Source organism: Beduini sp. (assembly GCF_047239305.1).
GTDB lineage: Bacteria > Bacillota_I > Bacilli_A > Erysipelotrichales > Coprobacillaceae > Beduini.
Genome location: NZ_JBKTEM010000001.1, coordinates 1 through 18,971 on the forward strand (window position 1 = coordinate 1; position 18,971 = coordinate 18,971).

General features: G+C 36.5%; 21 protein-coding genes. 15 read left to right on the plus strand and 6 right to left on the minus strand.

The features are described from left to right. Window positions 1–96: 96 nt before the first annotated feature. Window positions 97–873, plus strand: a complete 777-nt coding sequence (locus ACLRVU_RS00005; RefSeq protein WP_412890120.1) for an HAD-IIB family hydrolase — start codon at window positions 97–99, stop codon at window positions 871–873. 37 nt (window positions 874–910) lie between these two features. Here the strand turns inward: ACLRVU_RS00005 and ACLRVU_RS00010 are convergent, their stop codons facing one another. Genes ACLRVU_RS00010 through ACLRVU_RS00020 form a run of 3 tightly spaced genes read right to left on the minus strand, consistent with a single transcriptional unit; the run spans window position 911 to window position 2,637 of the window. Further along, window positions 911–1,828, minus strand: coding sequence for an SPFH domain-containing protein (locus ACLRVU_RS00010; protein ID WP_412890121.1), 918 nt, complete (start codon window positions 1,826–1,828; stop codon window positions 911–913). A gap of 13 nt (window positions 1,829–1,841) precedes the next feature. Further along, window positions 1,842–2,258: an NfeD family protein gene (locus ACLRVU_RS00015; protein ID WP_412890122.1), complete on the minus strand. Its 417-nt coding sequence runs from the start codon at window positions 2,256–2,258 to the stop codon at window positions 1,842–1,844. Between the two features lie 13 nt (window positions 2,259–2,271). Further along, a complete protein-coding gene (locus ACLRVU_RS00020; RefSeq protein WP_412890123.1) occupies window positions 2,272–2,637 on the minus strand; it encodes a hypothetical protein in 366 nt (121 codons plus the stop codon). 123 nt (window positions 2,638–2,760) lie between these two features. On the opposite strand from ACLRVU_RS00020, the gene ACLRVU_RS00025 reads away from it, so the two are divergent. From ACLRVU_RS00025 to ACLRVU_RS00040, 4 genes are read left to right on the plus strand one after another with little or no spacing between them, the layout of a single operon-like run. Continuing rightward, entirely contained in the window at window positions 2,761–3,189 is a 429-nt protein-coding gene (locus ACLRVU_RS00025) for a hypothetical protein (RefSeq protein WP_412890124.1), read from the plus strand. Further along, entirely contained in the window at window positions 3,186–3,623 is a 438-nt protein-coding gene (locus ACLRVU_RS00030; RefSeq protein WP_412890125.1) for a hypothetical protein, read from the plus strand. The genes ACLRVU_RS00025 and ACLRVU_RS00030 overlap by 4 nt, the downstream gene beginning before the upstream one ends. A 13-nt stretch (window positions 3,624–3,636) precedes the next feature. After that, a complete protein-coding gene (gene deoD, locus ACLRVU_RS00035) occupies window positions 3,637–4,350 on the plus strand; it encodes a purine-nucleoside phosphorylase (protein WP_412890126.1) in 714 nt (237 codons plus the stop codon). Next, entirely contained in the window at window positions 4,340–4,954 is a 615-nt protein-coding gene (locus ACLRVU_RS00040) for an HAD family hydrolase (RefSeq protein WP_412890127.1), read from the plus strand. Before deoD ends, ACLRVU_RS00040 begins: the two co-directional genes overlap by 11 nt. Before the next feature lie 16 nt (window positions 4,955–4,970). Here the strand turns inward: ACLRVU_RS00040 and ACLRVU_RS00045 are convergent, their stop codons facing one another. Continuing rightward, the gene (locus ACLRVU_RS00045; RefSeq protein ID WP_041139625.1) at window positions 4,971–5,171 is read right to left on the minus strand and encodes a DUF378 domain-containing protein; all 201 of its coding nucleotides are present in this window, start codon (window positions 5,169–5,171) and stop codon (window positions 4,971–4,973) included. Between the two features lie 104 nt (window positions 5,172–5,275). Here ACLRVU_RS00045 and ACLRVU_RS00050 point away from each other — a divergent pair, with 104 nt between their 5' ends. Together ACLRVU_RS00050 and alr are read left to right on the plus strand one after the other, a co-directional pair. After that, a complete protein-coding gene (locus ACLRVU_RS00050) occupies window positions 5,276–6,259 on the plus strand; it encodes a LolA family protein (RefSeq protein ID WP_147552691.1) in 984 nt (327 codons plus the stop codon). A 57-nt stretch (window positions 6,260–6,316) separates the two neighbouring features. After that, the gene (gene alr, locus ACLRVU_RS00055; RefSeq protein ID WP_412890128.1) at window positions 6,317–7,396 is read left to right on the plus strand and encodes an alanine racemase; all 1,080 of its coding nucleotides are present in this window, start codon (window positions 6,317–6,319) and stop codon (window positions 7,394–7,396) included. 273 nt (window positions 7,397–7,669) lie between these two features. Here the strand turns inward: alr and ACLRVU_RS00060 are convergent, their stop codons facing one another. Together ACLRVU_RS00060 and ACLRVU_RS00065 are read right to left on the minus strand one after the other, a co-directional pair. Next, a complete protein-coding gene (locus tag ACLRVU_RS00060) occupies window positions 7,670–8,059 on the minus strand; it encodes a transcriptional repressor (RefSeq protein ID WP_147552696.1) in 390 nt (129 codons plus the stop codon). 60 nt (window positions 8,060–8,119) lie between these two features. Continuing rightward, window positions 8,120–9,055: a hypothetical protein gene (locus ACLRVU_RS00065; protein WP_412890129.1), complete on the minus strand. Its 936-nt coding sequence runs from the start codon at window positions 9,053–9,055 to the stop codon at window positions 8,120–8,122. A gap of 59 nt (window positions 9,056–9,114) precedes the next feature. Between ACLRVU_RS00065 and hflX the strand changes: the two genes are divergently transcribed. The 8 genes from hflX (at window position 9,115) to ACLRVU_RS00105 (ending at window position 18,952) form a co-directional block, all read left to right on the plus strand. Then, window positions 9,115–10,353 carry a GTPase HflX gene (hflX, locus tag ACLRVU_RS00070; RefSeq protein WP_412890130.1) on the plus strand — a complete coding sequence of 413 codons (1,239 nt, stop codon included), beginning with the start codon at window positions 9,115–9,117 and terminating at the stop codon, window positions 10,351–10,353. Between the two features lie 59 nt (window positions 10,354–10,412). Then, the gene (locus tag ACLRVU_RS00075; RefSeq protein WP_412890131.1) at window positions 10,413–11,291 is read left to right on the plus strand and encodes an ROK family protein; all 879 of its coding nucleotides are present in this window, start codon (window positions 10,413–10,415) and stop codon (window positions 11,289–11,291) included. Then, on the plus strand, window positions 11,292–11,708 hold the full coding sequence (locus ACLRVU_RS00080) for a C-GCAxxG-C-C family protein (protein ID WP_412890132.1): 417 nt from the start codon (window positions 11,292–11,294) through the stop codon (window positions 11,706–11,708). 36 nt (window positions 11,709–11,744) lie between these two features. Next, on the plus strand, window positions 11,745–12,935 hold the full coding sequence (locus tag ACLRVU_RS00085; protein WP_412890133.1) for an MFS transporter: 1,191 nt from the start codon (window positions 11,745–11,747) through the stop codon (window positions 12,933–12,935). Then, on the plus strand, window positions 12,928–13,770 hold the full coding sequence (locus ACLRVU_RS00090; protein ID WP_412890134.1) for an RluA family pseudouridine synthase: 843 nt from the start codon (window positions 12,928–12,930) through the stop codon (window positions 13,768–13,770). The genes ACLRVU_RS00085 and ACLRVU_RS00090 overlap by 8 nt, the downstream gene beginning before the upstream one ends. 11 nt (window positions 13,771–13,781) lie before the next feature. Then, the gene (locus ACLRVU_RS00095; protein ID WP_412890135.1) at window positions 13,782–14,696 is read left to right on the plus strand and encodes an alpha/beta fold hydrolase; all 915 of its coding nucleotides are present in this window, start codon (window positions 13,782–13,784) and stop codon (window positions 14,694–14,696) included. Between the two features lie 75 nt (window positions 14,697–14,771). Beyond that, window positions 14,772–15,923 (plus strand): exonuclease SbcCD subunit D, encoded by a 1,152-nt coding sequence (locus tag ACLRVU_RS00100; RefSeq protein ID WP_412890136.1) that lies wholly within the window; start codon window positions 14,772–14,774, stop codon window positions 15,921–15,923. Further along, window positions 15,920–18,952 (plus strand): AAA family ATPase, encoded by a 3,033-nt coding sequence (locus ACLRVU_RS00105; RefSeq protein WP_412890137.1) that lies wholly within the window; start codon window positions 15,920–15,922, stop codon window positions 18,950–18,952. Before ACLRVU_RS00100 ends, ACLRVU_RS00105 begins: the two co-directional genes overlap by 4 nt. The last annotated feature ends 19 nt before the right edge of the window (window positions 18,953–18,971 follow it).

An 18,971-nucleotide genomic window follows, 5' to 3' on the forward strand; every position in this document is an offset into this window, starting at 1 on the left:
CTTTTTTTGTGTTGAGGAGAGATAGATTTCTACTCATTTTAGTGTACTATTTCTCCTTTTTTCGTATAATTAAAGGCAATGGGGAGGAAATAAAAGATGGATAAAAAATATTTTTTCTTTGATATTGATGGTACATTGACAAATAAAGCAACCGGAGAAATTATTCCTAGTGCAAAAAAGACTATTCGCTTATTACAGGAGAATGGACATTTTGTTTGTATAGCGACTGGTCGTGCTTATTATAAGACAAAAGCATTTGCGAAACTGGCAGGAATCCACCATATCGTCAGTAATGGCGGTGCTGCTTTAACGATCAATGACCAGTTGATAAAGAATTGCCCATTAGAACATAAAAAGGCGGTTTCTTTATGCTGTGAGGCAGAAAAAGCAGGATTTGGTATATTAATAGCTACTGATGATAATATTGACGTGAGAATGAAAAATATGCGTTTTATAGAGCAAGTTGGATTTAGAAAGGAACCGACACGTTATTTTTTAGATTCTAATCGTTCTTATGAAGAATATGAGAACATCTATAAAATTTATATTGCGATTCCTAAAGCAAAAGAAAATGAACTGAGTTTGTTAGATACAGTGGGACATATTCGTTTTATTGAAGACTATTTAACATTTCAGCATGACAAGAAAGATCTAGGCATCATCGAGATGATCCAACTAGTAAACGGTAATTTGAATGACGTTGTAGTCTTTGGCGATGATTATAATGATTTAGTTATGTTTCAAGATGGCTGGACTAAAATTGCGATGGGGAATGCTTGTGATACATTGAAAAAGAAAGCTACGTTTGTTACAAAAGCAAACACTGAAGATGGCATTGAATTTGCCTGTCGACATTTTGGCTGGATAAAATAAAAGTCTTTGAACCTGTTTGGCTCAAAGACTCCTTTTTTTATTTTTCTTTTTTAGGATCGGTCGCGATTTCTTTAACTGAAGAAACTAATCCAGCTAATCCCTGAATTTCACTTGGAATAATAATCTTTGTGGCTTCTCCTTCAGATAATTTTTCTAATGCTTTATATCCTTGTAATTGTACATAAGCCGGCTGTGGTGATGCTTCATTGATATAAGCAATCCCTTTTGCCTGTGCTTCAAAAACTAAACGTAAGGCTTCGGCTTCACCAGTCGCTCTTGTAATCTTAGCTTCTTTATCTGCTTCGGCACGCAGGATAGTGGATTCTTTTTCCCCTTCTGCTGTTAAGATCGCTGCTGTTTTCTTACCTTCTGCCTGTAGAATAGCTTCACGTCTTTCACGTTCAGCACGCATTTGTTTTTCCATTGCCTCTTGGATGTCACGTGGCGGAATAATATTTTTAACTTCAACACGGTGTACTTTAATTCCCCATGGATCTGTGGCTTCATCAAGAATACTTCTCATCTTTGCATTGATAAGGTCACGTGATGTTAAAGTTTCATCTAATTCTAAATCCCCAATAATGTTACGCAATGTTGTTGCGGTTAAATTTTCAATTGCATTAATAGGTCGCACAACACCATAAGTAAATAATTTTGGATCGGTAATCTGGAAATAGACAACGGTATCAATCTGCATCGTAACGTTATCTTTGGTGATTACCGGCTGTGGTTCGAAATCAACCACTTGTTCTTTTAAAGAAACACGATTGGCAACACGATCAAAGAATGGAATGAGGATGTGTATTCCAACGTTGCAAGAACGATTGTAAGCCCCCAGTCTTTCTACGACATAGCAGTTTGACTGTGGAACAATACGAATCGTTTTTGCGACAATCATGAGACCAATTAAAATAACAATGGCAACTAATACAATGGTAATAATTTGTCCTGGCATATAACTCTCTCCTTTATACTTTCTTTACTACTAATTTTACACCATCTATGGCTAAGATTTCAACATGAGTTCCTGCTTCGATGAAATCTTTATCAAGCGAAATCGCACTCCAGGTACTTCCCATGACTTTGACTTCCCCTTTAGTGTCCTCTTGAATCTCTTTTGTCACTAACCCTTGTTTACCGATTAAACGATCAGTGTTAGTATGAACAATATTCCCCGTTAAATACTTTTTCGCGATCGGTCTTGTGATAATGAAAGACAGCACCGTAATCACTAAACATACAATAATCTGTACGATTAGATCAAAGCCTAAGAAATAAGCGATCAAAGCACCTAAACTACCTAAACTGATCCAAATGCTGACTAAATCGATTGTGACGATTTCAACAATGACTGATAAAATTAAAATAACTAACCAAATGGTCATTTAGACCCCTCCCTTATAACTGCACAATTAATATTTTATCCTTCTCATTGAAGCGGGCATCATATTTAATACCGTTTTGAGCAGTAAAATCAATGCTGTATAATTCTCCAATAGAGCGAATAAATGTTTTATTGCTTATTCTACCGTAACTTTTACCAATGGATATTTTATGCAATTGGCTAGGGGGATAGACCCCTAAATCGATCTCGTCTTTTGTAATAGGCTTGATGGCAACCTGCTTGAGATCTTCATCAATACCTAATAATACATATCGTATGTCAGCAAAATTTTCACAAGCGACTTTATTTAATGTCAAATTGGACTCATAAATGGTAACCGTAGGTGTTGCGATATCATTTTTAATCCATTTAAAATTCATTTTATCACCTTCTTCAGTATTATTATATTATTTAAATTATTTTTTTGCAATATATTATTTAACTAAATCTTAGTAATTTCTATTGAATTTTGGTATACTATTAATGATTAGGAGGGGGTTGCTGTGTTCAAAAAAGGATTTTTGTTGTTTTTAGTAGTGATGATTGCCGGATGCAGCCTTACAAGTAAAAAAACATATTCAGATTTTAATGTGAAATTCTTTTATCGGGATTCCTGCGGCTACTGTGAAGCCTTTAAGGAGTATGCGATTCCAGCCTTAGAGAAAGAATTTAAAGAAGCGATTCATATCGAATATTATAATATGGATGACGAAGCCGCCATGACGATCTATAATGATATTTGTGATCAGCTTTATTTTTTTGATGAATCTTATCGAGGGGATGCCCCGCTTTTTGTAATGGACAATGAGTTTGCTTTGCTGGGATATGCCTCGGGAGAAGAAAAAGAACTGATTCGAGATATTAAGCATGCTTTAAATAATGAAGAATTGGGCGATAGATTATCAGCTTACAGATGGGAGTTTACACTATGAAAAAATGGTTATTAAGCATCGTGGCTTTATGCTGTTTGGTCAGCTTAAGCGGATGCACATCGGCACCGGCTGAAGGTGAAGAGAAAATCAATATTACAGTTTTTACGGTCAGCACCTGCAGCAACTGCAAAGCGTTTAAAGAATATGCCATACCGGCATTGGAAAACGAATTTGGCGATCAGCTGGTTTTGACACTCAAGGATCTTGATGACGATGAAAACGGCGCACTCTATGATGAAATTACAAGTCAGTTAGTGGATTACGATACAGTATATTCACGCATGGTACCCTTCATTGTCGTAGAAGATTACTTTGCTGTCTTAGCCTATAACAAAGGTGAGGAAACAGCTTTAATTAGTGACATAAAGGCGGCTAGAGATGGGAAACCACTGGGGGATACATTATCTAACGGAAGATGGCTATTTAAAAAATAAGGAGGATATACAGATGGCTACACCACATAATGAAGCAAAAGAAGGAATGATTGCGAAAACAGTTTTAATGCCGGGAGATCCGCTGAGAGCGAAATTTCTGGCAGAAACCTATTTGGATGATGTCGTACAGTTTAACGGTGTACGTAATATGTTAGGGTATACAGGGAACTACAAAGGAAAACCGGTATCGATTATGGGATCCGGAATGGGAATGCCGTCAATTGGCATTTACTGTCATGAACTTTATCAATTCTATGGTGTTGAAAACATTATTCGTATCGGCTCATGCGGCGGATTAAAAGAGGATGTTCATTTGCGTGATATTATTATTGTGCAGGGAGCATGTACAGATTCAAACTTTGCTGCCCAATATCAATTAAATGGAACCTACAGTGCAATCAGTTCTTATTCTTTATTGGAAAAAGCAGTGAACTTTTCAAAAGCAAAACAGTTAAACTACCATGTAGGCAATGTCATTGCATCGGATTACTTTTATATGGCAGAGGGTGGATCTAACCTGAAATGGGCTAAAATGGGATGTCTGGGAGTCGAAATGGAATCTTATGCATTGTTTGCTACAGCGGCCTATTTAAATAAGAAAGCATTAACTTTGCTGACGGTTTCAGATTCTTTGGTAACCAGTGAAGAAACGTCTGCAGAGGAACGAGAAAAAACATTTACAGCAATGATGGAAGTTGCTTTAGAGATTGCGTGTGATGAAGCATAAAATAGCGTTCTTTGATTTTGATGACACGCTTTTGCCGCAGGATTCCATGAAACGCCTGATTTATTTTTGTTTAAAGCGTCATCCATGGACTTTTATCTATTTATTTAAAATGGCTTTTTTAGGAGTTTTGTATGGGATAAAAGTGATTTCTTTTATTCCCTTGAAACAAGCTATTTTATTTCCTTTAAATCATTTAAGTGAAAAGGAACTGGAACAGTTTTATCAGGAATGTTTGATTCCCCATTATTACTTAAATGTAGTCGATGAATTAAAACAAAAAAAATCAGAGGACTATCTGATTTATCTTGTTTCTGCTTCTCCGGAAGTCTATTTAAAATATACGGATCTTCCTGTTGATGTGATTATCGGGACAAAAACATTAAGTAAAGATGGAAAAAATACCAGCAAGATTATTGGGGAAAACTGCAAGAGTGAAGAAAAGGTAAGACGTATACATGAAATCTTAAAGGAAAAGAATATTGAGATCGATTATGACAATTCTTACGGCTATTCGGATTCACTCACGGATATGCCTATGTTAAAGCTGGTGAAGCATCGCATTCGCATAAATAAAAAAGATGGCTCAATGAGCCAATTTGAATAGGTGGTAAACACCTATTTTATTTTTGATCCAAATCAAGAAACAACAACATAATGTTGATGATCCCAGAAATACCAACAACGATATAGATCAATGAAGTTAAAAATGTACTAGTTCCAAAAATCATTTCAACTAAGTTGAAAGCAAATAATCCGATTAATCCCCAGTTGATTGCTCCGATAATAGTGAAGACTAATGCAATTTTATATAAAATATTCATTGTGTTACCTCCTTTTAAAACTATTATGGCTGTTCATTTGTATTTTATTCAGTCATAACTGCAATTTTTAAACATATAATGAACTGCATAGAAAGGTGGTTATTATGAAGAAAAAGATTATTATTGGAATTGTCATTGTCTTACTTGCCGGCGGTGGTTTCTGGTTTTATAAAAGCAAAACGGGAACATCGGATGCTAAAGCAAAAAATCAGTTAAGTGATTTAAACAGCTATCATTTAGAAGCCAATATGGAAATGACCATAAACGATGAACTAAAGACTTATAAAGTGGATGTTGATTATTTGAAAAAAGATAGCGATTTATTCAGAGTTAATATTTATGATAAAACGCTTAACCAGTCTCAAATTATTATTCGCAATGCAGATGGTGTTTTTGTTTATACACCAAGTATGAATCAGGTTTATAAGTTCAAGAGTGAATGGCCTTATAACAGTGATAAACCTTACATCTATCAAACTTTACTTTCTTATTTTGATAAAGAAAATAAAATTGAAAAAACTAAAGATGGTATGATTTTAAGAAGTGCAGTCGCTTATCCGCATGATGAAAAAATAGTATCACAGGAAATTAAATTTGATAAAAACATGGTGCCTGTTTATATTTCATTGTTTGATGAGGATGAAGCGGAACATGTAAAAGTAGAATTTACAAAAGTAAGCATCAATGAAACCGTTGATGAATCATTATTTAACGTAGAACAATTATCTGCCAGCCAAACTGCCTCAAATCTGACAGATGATTTTCCTTTAATGCCGTTAGAATTATTAGGCACACAGTTAGCAGAACAGCAGGAATGTTCCATCAATGGAACAACGACGCATATTTTGCAGTTCAGCGGCGATAAAGCATTTACTTTGATTCAGTCTTTAGATCAGCCAAGTGATACACTGCAGACGATTGATACCTCTGCTGAACTAGTGGATTTAGTAGGCGGTGTTGCTATGTTTGAAAACAATCAGCTTAAATATCTTTATCCTGGTCTGACTTGCAGTGTTTATTCAGAGACAATGTCAAAAGCTGAAATGATCGAAGTAGTCAGCAGTTTACAAAACGAAGTATTAAAATAAATTATTGCTTTGACAGGCGTTAAGCATTGGTATATCATAGTCACTGAGGTGTTAAATATGAATTTTTATCGAGACACAAGAGCGACTGTGGATTTAGATCATCTACTTCATAATATTGATGTGATATATAAAAAAAGCCAAAAACCATTGATGGCAGTATTGAAAGCCAATGCTTACGGTCATGGGGATCAGGCAGTAGCCAGTGTATTAGAAAATCATTTGGCGATTGCAATGTATGGGTTAGCAACGATTAAAGAGGCGATTGATTTAAGAATTGCCGGTGTGAAAAAAGAGATGCTGGTCATTGGACCGACACGCTGGGAGGATGCGAAATATGCTGCTGTTTATAATGTAGCATTGACCGCCTACAGCATGGATTATATTCAATCATTAGTAAAAGAAGAATTTACTAAGCCGTTAAAGCTGCATATTAAATTAGATACCGGGATGAATCGGATCGGTTTGCGAACTAGAGAAGAATTAGAGGAAGCGCTGCGTCTGATTAAGCAAAACAAAATGCTGAAAGTAACGGGGATCTTTACGCATTTTGGAGCGTCAGAAGAGGAAAATGAAACGTATGCACAACAATTGCAGCGTTTTAAAACAATGATTGAAGGGTATTCTTTTGAATATGTTCATGCGGATAATAGTGCTGGAACAATGTACCGCCATGATGATTTTACAAATTTGGATCGTCTTGGAATCGGGATGTATGGGGTGGATCCGAAAGGGAGAGAAAATAATGAACTAAAACCGGTCATGATGTTAAGCACAACTGTTTTGATGGTCAAACATATTAAAAAAGGGGAAAAGGTCGGGTATGGTTTTACTTATACTGCGGCTAAAGATGAATATGTCGCCACTTTGCCGATTGGCTATGCCGATGGCTTTATTCGTAAGAATCAAGGTCGTGAGGTGTATATTAACGGGAAAAACTATCAGATCATCGGACGTGTCTGTATGGATCAAATGATGGTTCGTGTGGACGAGACTGTGCAGGTTGGGGATTTGGTCGAAATCTTTGGACCGCATTTATCTATTGTCAAGATGGCAAAGGAGTTAGAAACAATTCCTTATGAAATTATGTGTTTGCTGACAGACCGCGTTGAACGAAGATATGAAAAAATAGAAGAATAAAGAAAAAGCAAGGAATATGATCCGATGGTCAGACTTCTTGCTTTATTTGCATTTAAGCACATCTTGACATTAGAGTCAATATGATAGGAATCCTGTTAATATAAAATGGTAGATTGTAACACAATAAGACATGGATATCCTAAAGAAGCATATTTTATCTAAATGACAAGTTTATGAATAAATAAAATGACGTGATATTTTCCAATCTTATTGTGTGTTTAAAGAAAGTGATCATACTAAAAATCCGACTGTTCAGCCGGATTTTTAGATAAACTAATTTTTACTTTTAGCATGACACTTAACACATTGACCCTCGATTGTTATATTAATCTTTTCCGCTTGGTGATCAATAGAATCGGCAATCTGTTGATAAATGTCCTCTTTAATGACGATATCATAAATTTCATTGCAAGATGAGCAAACAAAATGCACATGCGGTGTAATCGTTCCATCATAATGATAGGTTCCATCTCCGACATCTAATTTTAAGATATCCCCATTATCCGCTAAAAAGCCAAGGTTACGGTAAACAGTTCCGAGTGATAATTCAGGATACTTTTGTTTTAAAGTATAATAGACCTGATCCGCTGTTGGGTGATCGGTTCTATTCTGCAATTCTAAAAGTATCGCTTCACGCTGTTTAGAATAACGAGTTGTTTTCATAGCTTCACCACCAATCGATAATAGTTATCAATATCATAATATATAAATTTAGTGGCTTTGTCAATTCATTAGGTATATAAAGACTAAAAAGGCGGAAGCTAAAGCATGAAAACATCTAAAAAACAGATAGCTTTTAAAATGAAAAGGCGTATGATCCATTAATTGATAGACTTGTAGGAAAACGCTCAATCCACCAAAAGAAAGATAGAAAACACTCATTAAAAGTTTGATATGATATGAGTAGGCACTTCCGTTAAATAGAATAATGCCGGAGCTGAACTCCAAGGCGCCATTTAAAAATAAAATGATCTGTGAATTAAATAAATGAGATAAACTGATCAGAGAAACTTTACACACCAGCATGAAGCCGAAAATGTAAATAAAAGCAATCATGCATTCTTTTAAACTATCTTTGATGATATCAAAGATTTTATGCTGATAAATGGCTGAGGAAAACGGATACCAGGCATTACACCAGGTCATCTTTTCACTTTTTCCCTTTGAACTGATCAGAAAGTAAATAAGAGTAGGCAAAATATGGGCTAATTCTAAGATAAAGCCGATACGGATATCGTGGAAGATCGTCATCCCGACAAAATAGACAATAAAGCTAAACGAACCGTGATGAGCACATTTGACAAGCAGATCAGCTTCACGTTCATCAATCTGTTTAAGGGAATAGGCATTACTGATCATCTTCGCATTAGTAGGATATCCGCTTAAAATAGAAAAACAATAAATACTTAAAGCATTTCCTGACACTCGAAAGAAGGGACGGGAAATAAACTGCAGAAAAAAAGCAATGAGCTGGATCATCCCTACTTTTTGACAGATCGTAATGATCAGCATAAAAGGAAACAGGGTTGGAAAGAGCTGGTTAATGATCATATCTTTGACTTCTTTTGTGATGGTTACAATATCACTCATATGGAAAAAAGAAAGAAAAGATATGTAAAGGATAATGGATAAGATAAGGTAAATCTTTGTTTTTTTCATTATATCACCTATATTATAAATATGTTATAATGGGGCATATATGTATAAATGGAGAGAATATGGAAGCAATAATTATAGGCGTTAGTTATTTTGGTATGACATATGATTTAGAAGAATCAATGAGAGAATTAGAGGCATTGTGTGCGGCATGTGAGATTAAGGTTAAATATACATTAACACAGGCTTTAGACAAAATATCCGCTGCCACTTACATTGGTAAGGGAAAAGTAACGGAATTAAAAAATTTAACCGGGGATGTCGATCTCGTTATATTTAATGAGGAATTGAGTCCGATGCAGGTTAAAAATTTAACTGATATTTTAGAGATTGAAGTCAGTGATCGAACCGATTTAATCTTAAAAATCTTTGAATCACGAGCAAAAACCAATGAAGCAAAATTACAAGTTAAAATTGCTAAGTACAATTATTTATTGCCGCGTTTAGCGGGAATGAATGAAGATTTGGAAGGACAACAGGGCGGAAGCGGTTTTCGTGGAAGCGGAGAAAAGAAAATTGAATTAGATCGCCGCTTAATTCGCAATCAGCTAGTTAAAGCTAAGCACGATCTTGCTTTGATGGTCAAACAGCGTAAAACACAACGTATTTTAAGAGTACATCAGGATCAAAAAGTTGTCGCTTTAGTTGGCTATACGAATAGTGGGAAGTCATCATTAATGAATTACTTTGTTGAGCATTCAAAACTGAATGATAAAACGGTGCTGCAAAAAGATATGCTTTTTGCGACCTTGGAAACATCAACCCGCAAAGTAAAATTAAACAATAATAAGACATTCTTGCTGACAGATACAGTTGGGTTTATTAATCAATTGCCTCATCATTTGGTACAGGCATTCCGTTCTACTTTAGAAGAAGTAAAGGAAGCGGATCTGATTTTACAAGTGGTAGACAGCTCTTCTCCTTATTATCGTGAACACATTTCAGTGACAAATCAGGTATTGGAAGAGCTTGGCGTAGATCTAAATAAAATGTTGTATGTTTATAATAAGATTGACCTTAATAAATACGGCTTAGTGGAACCGTTGGATCCTTATGTTTTCATTTCTGTCAAAGAAGAAAAGAATATGGAAACATTGATGAAATCAATTGATCAGACACTCTTTGGCGATGATCATATTGTTGAGGTTATCTTGCCTTATTCATTGATGAATATCGTCTCTTACTTGCTGGATAATACACATGTATTAAATTACGAATATCTTGAAAACGGCATCTATATGAAAGCCGAGGTGTCAGCAAAAATGCAGGCATATTTAAAAAAATATTTTTTATTGAATTAAAGGTTGAAGTAAGATAGGAAATGTAATAAAATGGCATAGAAATTAGAGGGGGAATAACCATGAGACTTGCAGCAATTGAAGCGGGTGGAACAAAGTTTGTAGTCGCCATTGGAGATGAGTTTGGGAATATCATCAAACGAGATGCTTTCGCAACAACTTCACCGCAGGAAACATTTGAACATGTTTTTGAGTTTTTCGATGGCGAAGAATTTGAAGCAATGGGTATTGGGACATTTGGACCTATTGATTTAGATCCTCAGTCACCGACTTACGGATACATTACATCGACACCCAAGCCGAATTGGGGGAATGTGGATTTTGTAGGACCGTTAAAAGAACGTTATCAAGTGCCGATTGCCTTTGATACAGATGTCAACGGGGCAGCATTGGGTGAACTTTATTTTGGCAGTGCAAAAGGATTGGACAGCTGTTTATATCTTACTATCGGAACAGGGATTGGCGGCGGTGCTATTGTTGAAGGAAAATTGGTGCATGGATTGCTGCATCCGGAAATGGGACATATTTTATTAGCTAAGCATCAGGATGAAACGACGGACGGTTTCTGCCCATTCCATAAAAATTGTTTGGAAGGTTTAGCTTCTGGTCCAGCCATTGAAAAAAGATGGGGCGCTAAAGCTTATGATTTACCTGTTGATCATCCTGCATGGGAAATGGAAGGATACTATTTAGCAGAGGCACTGATGAACTTCATTCTCACATTGTCACCTCAAAAAATCATCTTAGGCGGCGGAGTCATGAAGCAAGCACAGATCTTTGGTTATATTCATCAATATGTTGTGGAAATGCTGAATGGCTATGTTCAAAAAGAAGAAATCCTGCATCATATTAAAGACTATATTGTTTATCCTAAATTGGGAGATAATGCAGGGATTTGCGGTGCGTTGGCATTAGCGATGCAAGCAGGGAAAAATGTTTAAATGAATCGACTTGAACAAGTACGCTGGAATCATCAGCATGGTTATAACTGCGCTCAGGCCGTTGCCTGTGCTTATTATGAACTGCTGGGGATTGAAGAATCTATTCTCTATCGCTTAGCTGAGGGGTTTGGCAAAGGACACGCTGTTCGCGGAACCTGTGGGGCTCTTAGTGGAGCTATCTTTGTTTTAAGTGCTTTAAACAGTGACGGTCAGGTAGGAAAAGCCAATACAAAATTATCCACTTATGACCTGGTCGAACATTATATCCATGATTTTTCTTTACAGCATGAATCCTATGTCTGTAAGGAACTTCTGGCAATACGTGCAAAAAAAGAAAGTGAGCTGCGTACGTGCACCGATGTCTGTGCCGCCGCTGCAGAATTACTAGAAAAATATATCAAGCAAGTGAATAGTTAATCAGCCGTGATTAACTATTTTTAATACGAGGGACCTATGAAAAATAAAAACGGGAATTTTTATGCACTATGTATTTTTTACTTTGTTTATTTTATGAGCAATGGGTTGCTTTTACCCTTTATCAATATCTATTTCGAAAAATTGGGTTTTAATGGGGCACAGATCGGACAGATCAATTCCGTTGCCTTGATTGGCTCTATGTTTCTTACTCCTTTATGGGGCATTATCTGTGATAAAACACGCCGCTATAAATCGATGATCGGTTTATCGATTCTTTTGACATTTGTTATTACCTATGTATTTTCTAAACAGACAGTTTACCCACTAGTTCTCATTACATCTATTTTTATGGTTTCTATTCGATCATGCACGATGCCAATCAGCGATAGTGTCTGTGTTACTTACTGCAATGAACAAGGAAGAGATTACGGTGTTTTGCGTGCAATCGGCTCATTTGGCTATGTAGTAGGCAGTGTCGTTATCACCAAAATCGCTGAAATGTTTGGAATGGATGGACCCTTATTTTTAATTTATTTGATGGCTCTATTTATTGCGATGGTGATCTTGATTCCTTATCCTAATGTGGAAATGAATAAAGAAACAAAAAGTGATAAAAAGCAAAGCAGTCTGTTTAAAGATTTAAAAAGCTTAATAAAAAATAAAAATTATATTTTCATTCTCGTTCTAGCTGTGTTTACCAATGTAGTCATGGATTCGGCAGGCGGCTATGTCGGCAATCATTTAGTCACAACACTTAAGCTGTCTTCTTCCTCAATGGGGACATATTTGCTTTTTGCGGTTGTGCCGGAAATTTTTTTTATCCTGGTTGTTTCACGTCTGATTCGTACTTATGGCTATAAAAAAGTATATGCGATCACTTGTTTGTCTCAGATTCTGCGCGGGGTTATCTATGCCCTAACCTCATCATTTCCGATCTTCCTTTTGACTTCTTTATGTCATATGTTCATGACCGGAATTGCCAGTGTCGGGCATATTCAATATATTAATCGCAGTGTGCCGGTCCGCTATGTGACAACAGCGATCACCTTCTATATGTCATTTTATATGATTGCTTCTGCAGTTTTTACTCAAATCTTTGGAATTGTCTACGATCAGCTTGGCAGCCGCTATATTTTTTGGCTGCTTGCCTTGATGAGCGTTATTGCGTTGGTAATTGTATTGACTACTAAACGTTTCAACATCGAAAGGAATGAAAGCTATGAATAGATTTAATGTCGACCAAGATAGTCCACTTTTGGCCTATCTTTTTGCCATCATGCCCAAACGTTCAAAAAAAGACGTAAAAAACTTATTATCTAAAAAAATGATCTTGGTAAATAATCAGATGCAGACCCAGTTTAATTATCCTTTAAAAAAGGGCGATGTGATTACGATAGGGCAAAGACAGGTACAGACGCATTTAGATATTCTTTATGAAGATCAGGAATTGATTGTGATAAACAAGCCTTCCGGGTTGCTTTCCATGGCATCGGAAAAGGAAAAAGAAAAGACTGCCTATCATCAGGTTCGTCAGTATTTAAAAGAAAAAGATCCCAAATCAATGATCTTCATTGTACACCGTTTGGATCAGTTTACTTCGGGTGTACTAATGTTTGCGAAAAATGAGAAAATTAAAAATATGTTACAGGAAAAATGGAATGATATTGTGACTAAGCGTGGATATCTTGCAATCGTCGAAGGAGAACTCAAGAAAAAACAGGGAACCATTCAATCGTATTTAAAAGAAACGAAAACACAGATGGTGTATTCCTCTCATGATCAAAGCGGAAAACTGGCAATTACACATTACCAAGTGAAAAAATCCAATTCACGCTACAGTTTATTGGAAATTTATTTAGACACTGGCCGCAAGAATCAGATTCGTGTTCACATGCAGGATTTGCATCATCCTATTGCCGGAGATACCAAATATAAAGCTAAAACAAATCCAATCGGACGTTTAGGTCTGCATAGTCATATTTTAGAGCTGATCCATCCGGTTACACAAAAGAAAATGACTTTTGAAGCGGCGATGCCGGAGAGCTTTAAACGTTTATTTTAGGAGGTCAGAAGATGGAAAGATTAATGTTAACATCAAGAGAAGATGAAACTAAGATTAGTATTATGTATTTGCCTGTGGAACATCCGATTGGCATTGTTCAGATCTGCCATGGCATGTGCGAACATAAAGAACGCTATATTCCTTTTATGGAATATTTAGCGAGCTTGGGCTTTGTATCTGTGATTCATGATCATCGCGGTCATGGGGAGAGTGCAGCTTCATTCAAGCAATTAGGTTATTTTGGAAAGGAGGGGGCACGTCATTTAGTAGATGATGTCTATTTAGTCACTCAGTATATTCAAAGACATTACCCTAATCTTCCGCTTTATTTGTTTGGACACAGCATGGGTTCTTTGATCGTGCGAAATTATCTGCAGTCCTATGAAAGCGTCTTATCCGGTCTGATTGTCTGCGGCAGTCCAAGTTATAATCAATATGTTGCAGTAGGAAAAATGCTGACTTCACTCATAATCAAATGGAAAGGTCCTTTTTATCGCAGTCGTTTTGTCAATCAGATGGCGTTTGGCTATTTTAATCACGGCATTAAGGGTGCTAAAAGTGAACATCAGTGGATATGTACAGATGAAAAGGTTGTCAAAAAGTATGATGAAGATCCATACTGCAACTTTATTTTTACGGTTGATGGCTTTCATGCTTTATTTACATTGATGGCACGAGCGTATAATAAAAACAATTATGCACCTAAAAATACGAAACTGCCGATTCTGTTTATCAGTGGGAAAGAAGACCCGTGTCTAGTCGATACAAAAAAGTTCTATCAAGCGGTAGAGCTATTAAGAACAGTCGGTTATCAGCATGTAGAGGCTACTTTATATGATGGCATGCGTCATGAAATATTAAATGAATTACAGCATCGAACTGTTTTTGAAGATATCGGTCAGTGGTTAAAAAGAAGCGCAAAGTAAACAGCGCTTTTTTAGTGCTTGCTTATTAGTTTAAGATAAGGAATATGCTATAATGGAAAATACGGAGGTGATCTTGTGAAGTTTATACATATAGGCGATTTACATTTAGGAAAGTGGATTTGCGGACATTCCATGATTACCATGCAAAAAGAAGTTCTGTTTGAACTTTTGACGATAATGGATCAGCAGGATATTCGCTTGCTTTTAATTGCCGGAGATGTTTACGATCGTTTGGTTCCCCCTACAGAAGCTGTGGAGTTATTTAATGATTTCTTAACGGCCGCTATTCGTCAGCATCATATTCAAGTATTGATGATCAGCGGGAATCATGACAGTGATGAACGCTTGAATTTTGCCAGTCAGCTATTGAAAGCAGAGGGGCTGTATATCGCTTCAAAATTACAGAAAAATTGGGAGACTTGTATATTAAAAGATGAATTCGGTGAAATTGAATTTCATTTATTGCCTTACATTAAGCCGTCTCAGGTTAAAGAGTTATATCCCGAAGTAAAAGTCAAGACTTATCAGGAAGCTTTGGAACATGTTATTTCTTTGCATCCCTTAGATCCGAAGCGCCGTCATGTTTTAATGACGCATCAGTTCGCTGCCGGAGGACAGCAGGTGCAAACCAGTGAGTCAGAAACCATGTTAAGTGTCGGTGGAAGTGAAGTGGTCGATGTTCATCTATTTGATAATTATGATTATGTTGCTTTAGGTCATCTGCATGCGCCTCAGGCAGTGTCACGTCAAGTTGTACGCTACTGCGGTTCATTGCTTCGCTATTCTTTTGATGAAGTTAAGCAGAAAAAAACAGTGTGCAAGGTAGAAATGAAGGAAAAAGGCAATACGGTGATTGAACAAATTACCTTGCATCCCACCTTAACCATGCAGAAATACAGCGGTTATTTTGCTGATTTCATGGATGAGACAAAAGGACTCGTCGAAAATAAACAGGATTATATTGCATTTGAATTGTTGGATCAAAGCTTAATTGCTAATGCAATGGATCATTTACGAACGTTGTATCCCAATGCTATGCAGCTTACATATAAGCAGCTGTTAAAAGAGTATGATGGCAAAAAAACGGTGGCAAATCTCCAGTTGGAAAAACAGGATGATTTTACATTGTTTAAAGAGTTTTATCAAACCATTCGTGACCATGAATTAGACGAAGAGAAAGCAAGCATCATTGAAAATATATTAGAAAAAGCAAAGGAGATAAAATGAAACCTGTACGATTAGAAATATCCGCTTTTGGACCGTATGCTTCATCAGTCACGATTGATTTTACTTTATTATATCAGGATGGATTATTTTTGATTACAGGCGCGACTGGAAGTGGAAAGACAACGATCTTTGATGCGATTACATTTGCCCTATATGGAGAAGCCAGCGGATCACTGAGGGAAGCAAAAAGTCTGCGCTGTGATTTTGCGGACCCTAAGCAGGAAACCTATGTCGATTTAACTTTTCAGTTCAAAAAACAGGTTTATCATATTCGCCGCAGTCCCCAGTATATCAAGCCGGGGCGCAAGACACCGATCAGTGCACAGGCAGAACTCACCATGCCTGACGGAAAGATTTTCAGCACAACGCGAGATGTCAACCAAGCTATTTCCACCTTGCTAGGCGTGGATGTCCTGCAATTTAAACAGATCGCTATGATCGCTCAAGGCGAATTTACACGATTGATTCATGCCAGCAGTGATGAAAAAGAAAAGATATTCAGAAGGCTTTTTGGCACTTATCACTATGATCGGTTTGAGATGTTACTGAAAGAAAAATATAATCAGTATAAACAAAAAATAGAATCGACTATGATTGCGATTGAAACTTTAAAGAAGCAAATTGATGAAGCATCTGCAGCACTTACGACAACAGCATTTATCGAAACAACAAAAGCAAAAGAGCTTGAGGTGAAAAAACAATTAGTTGTTCAAAATGAGGAATGGAATCAATTATTAAAGATTTTAGAAGAAAAACGTCAAAACTATGGCTGGATCGAAAAAAATAATACACGATTAGATCAGCTTGAAAAAGCGTTAGCTGAACAGTCTGCTTTACTCGTTTTGGAAGCAAAAATGAACCAGTGTCAACAAGAACTGACAGAGGCAAAAAAAGCCAATGAACTGATGCTTATTGAAAAGCAGCTTAATGAAGCGCAAAGACAATCGCAGACTTTACTGAATCAAGAAACCTTGCTTGAACAGGAAATAGTGCATTTAAATAAAAAAGCAGAGCAGATTGATAAGGCGTATTTGGCGGTACCGCAGCTTCAGCAGCAGGTACAGTCGTTGCATGTGGAATTAAAAAAATATCAGAATCAGCTGGAGAAGTTAACGCAGCTTAAATATCTGCAGACAAAAAGTCTGATTTTAGAAAAAGAGATTGCGCAGTGTCAGAGGATGCTTAAAGCGTTAGAGCATAAAAAAGAAAAAACTGCCCATGATGAACAGCTTTTAAAAGTATTTATTGAAGCCTCACAGGATGTAGAAATTCAATATTTTACATGTCAGCAGGATTTAAAAGAGATACAGACACAATTAGAGCGCCATAAGCATTTAGAGGAGTTAGAAAAAAAAGAAGCGGCAGCGCATCAAAACTATACAGTTCAGGCTTCGGTATATCAAAAAGAAGCCGATACCTATGCTTATTTGAATCAGCAGACTTTGCACTATGAGAATCGACTGATGTTGGAACAGGCAGGGATATTAGCACAGAATCTAAAAGAGAATGATCCGTGTCCGGTATGTGGCTCAACGCACCACCCAAAGCTGGCTGAGTTATCCGATCAAGATTTATCATCAGAGACTTTAAAGAAAATGAAAGCTGAATTAGAGATAGCGCAAAATCATTTACAGGAGACTTATCAGCAGGTTTTAAAAAAGAAGCAGGCGTTTGAAGAAATTCAGCGGCAAATTCAATTTGAGTGTGAAACGATGGAGATCTCCTTAAAAGAAAAGCAGTCTGACAAAGAGAACTTGATCGATAAGATGAAAGATTTAAACCATCAATTAGAAATCTTAGGCGAACTGAAAAAGGAAGTTAAACAAAAGGAAGTACAGCTTCAGCAGCTTTTAAAAGAAATGGAAAACATTCAGCAGGAGCAGCAGAAGACATCAGAGCAGTTACAAGAGCTGAATGCTCAAGCCGCCGCCTATAGCGGACAAATTAAAGGATTAGATATAGAAGCGGAAAAAGAAGAAACCATTTCAGAAAAAATAATAGATATCCAACAATCTATCACATCGAAAACAAAAGAAGTGGATACTTCCACACAAGCCTATAATACCTTGCATACCTCACTAAATACTTTGTTAGGTCAAAAAGCAGGATATCAAAGTGAAAAGAAAAAGTGGGAACAACAGTGCCTGCATACTCAGAAAACCTTTGATAAACAGCTTCATCTGTTGTTTAAAGACCTGTCCCACTATCAATCCGCTAAACGATCACCAAAAGAGATTAGTCAGTTAGAAAAAGCATATCAGGACTATCTGTTAGCTAAAGAACGCAATGATACACTGGTTCAGTCATTAAAAAATGAATTAACCAGTACACAAAAAATAGATTTATCTTCATTGTCTAAAGAGATTGAAGCCCTAACCGAACAAAGTATTATCATGAAAGATCAGTATCAGCAGAAACTGGGATTTTATCAGCAGAATCAGCGTCTGCTTAAGCAATTGGAAAAAGATTATCATGCGATTGCATTGATTGAACCGACTTATCAGAATTACTATGATCTGTATTCTTTAACTTCTGGAAATAACGCTTTGAAATTATCCTTTGAACGTTATATTTTGGCTGCCTATTTTGAACAGATCTTAGCATTAGCAAATATTCGTTTTCAAGAGATGACGAATCAGCGCTATAAGATGCAAAGAAAAGAAGAAAAGGGAAGCCGCCAGTCCGGATTAGATATTGTGATTCAGGATTATGAGAGCGGAACGATCCGTGATATTAAAACATTATCGGGTGGTGAAACATTTAAAGCAGCTTTATCATTGGCTTTAGGCTTATCAGATATGATTCAAAACTTTGCCGGTGGAATTGAGTTAGATACGTTGTTTATTGATGAAGGTTTCGGTTCTTTAGACAGTGATTCTTTACAGCAGGCACTCCATGTACTGCTTCATTTGCGTCAAAGTGATAAGCTGATTGGAATCATCAGTCATGTTCAGGAATTGAAAGAACAGATTGATCGACAAATTGTGATAAAAAAAGAAAATATGGATAGCTATATCGAGGTAGTATAGTGTTCATATTTCTTTTTTT

Bases quoted from the DNA above. Each gene is read 5' to 3' on its own strand.
- ACLRVU_RS00005 (WP_412890120.1), top strand. From the start codon at position 97: ATGGATAAAAAATATTTTTTCTTTGATATTGATGGTACATTGACAAAT.
- ACLRVU_RS00010 (WP_412890121.1), bottom strand. From the start codon at position 1,828: ATGCCAGGACAAATTATTACCATTGTATTAGTTGCCATTGTTATTTTA.
- ACLRVU_RS00015 (WP_412890122.1), bottom strand. From the start codon at position 2,258: ATGACCATTTGGTTAGTTATTTTAATTTTATCAGTCATTGTTGAAATC.
- ACLRVU_RS00020 (WP_412890123.1), bottom strand. From the start codon at position 2,637: ATGAATTTTAAATGGATTAAAAATGATATCGCAACACCTACGGTTACC.
- ACLRVU_RS00030 (WP_412890125.1), top strand. From the start codon at position 3,186: ATGAAAAAATGGTTATTAAGCATCGTGGCTTTATGCTGTTTGGTCAGC.
- deoD (WP_412890126.1), top strand. From the start codon at position 3,637: ATGGCTACACCACATAATGAAGCAAAAGAAGGAATGATTGCGAAAACA.
- ACLRVU_RS00040 (WP_412890127.1), top strand. From the start codon at position 4,340: ATGAAGCATAAAATAGCGTTCTTTGATTTTGATGACACGCTTTTGCCG.
- ACLRVU_RS00045 (WP_041139625.1), bottom strand. From the start codon at position 5,171: ATGAATATTTTATATAAAATTGCATTAGTCTTCACTATTATCGGAGCA.
- ACLRVU_RS00050 (WP_147552691.1), top strand. From the start codon at position 5,276: ATGAAGAAAAAGATTATTATTGGAATTGTCATTGTCTTACTTGCCGGC.
- alr (WP_412890128.1), top strand. From the start codon at position 6,317: ATGAATTTTTATCGAGACACAAGAGCGACTGTGGATTTAGATCATCTA.
- ACLRVU_RS00060 (WP_147552696.1), bottom strand. From the start codon at position 8,059: ATGAAAACAACTCGTTATTCTAAACAGCGTGAAGCGATACTTTTAGAA.
- ACLRVU_RS00065 (WP_412890129.1), bottom strand. From the start codon at position 9,055: ATGAAAAAAACAAAGATTTACCTTATCTTATCCATTATCCTTTACATA.
- hflX (WP_412890130.1), top strand. From the start codon at position 9,115: ATGGAAGCAATAATTATAGGCGTTAGTTATTTTGGTATGACATATGAT.
- ACLRVU_RS00075 (WP_412890131.1), top strand. From the start codon at position 10,413: ATGAGACTTGCAGCAATTGAAGCGGGTGGAACAAAGTTTGTAGTCGCC.
- ACLRVU_RS00080 (WP_412890132.1), top strand. From the start codon at position 11,292: ATGAATCGACTTGAACAAGTACGCTGGAATCATCAGCATGGTTATAAC.
- ACLRVU_RS00085 (WP_412890133.1), top strand. From the start codon at position 11,745: ATGAAAAATAAAAACGGGAATTTTTATGCACTATGTATTTTTTACTTT.
- ACLRVU_RS00090 (WP_412890134.1), top strand. From the start codon at position 12,928: ATGAATAGATTTAATGTCGACCAAGATAGTCCACTTTTGGCCTATCTT.
- ACLRVU_RS00095 (WP_412890135.1), top strand. From the start codon at position 13,782: ATGGAAAGATTAATGTTAACATCAAGAGAAGATGAAACTAAGATTAGT.
- ACLRVU_RS00105 (WP_412890137.1), top strand. From the start codon at position 15,920: ATGAAACCTGTACGATTAGAAATATCCGCTTTTGGACCGTATGCTTCA.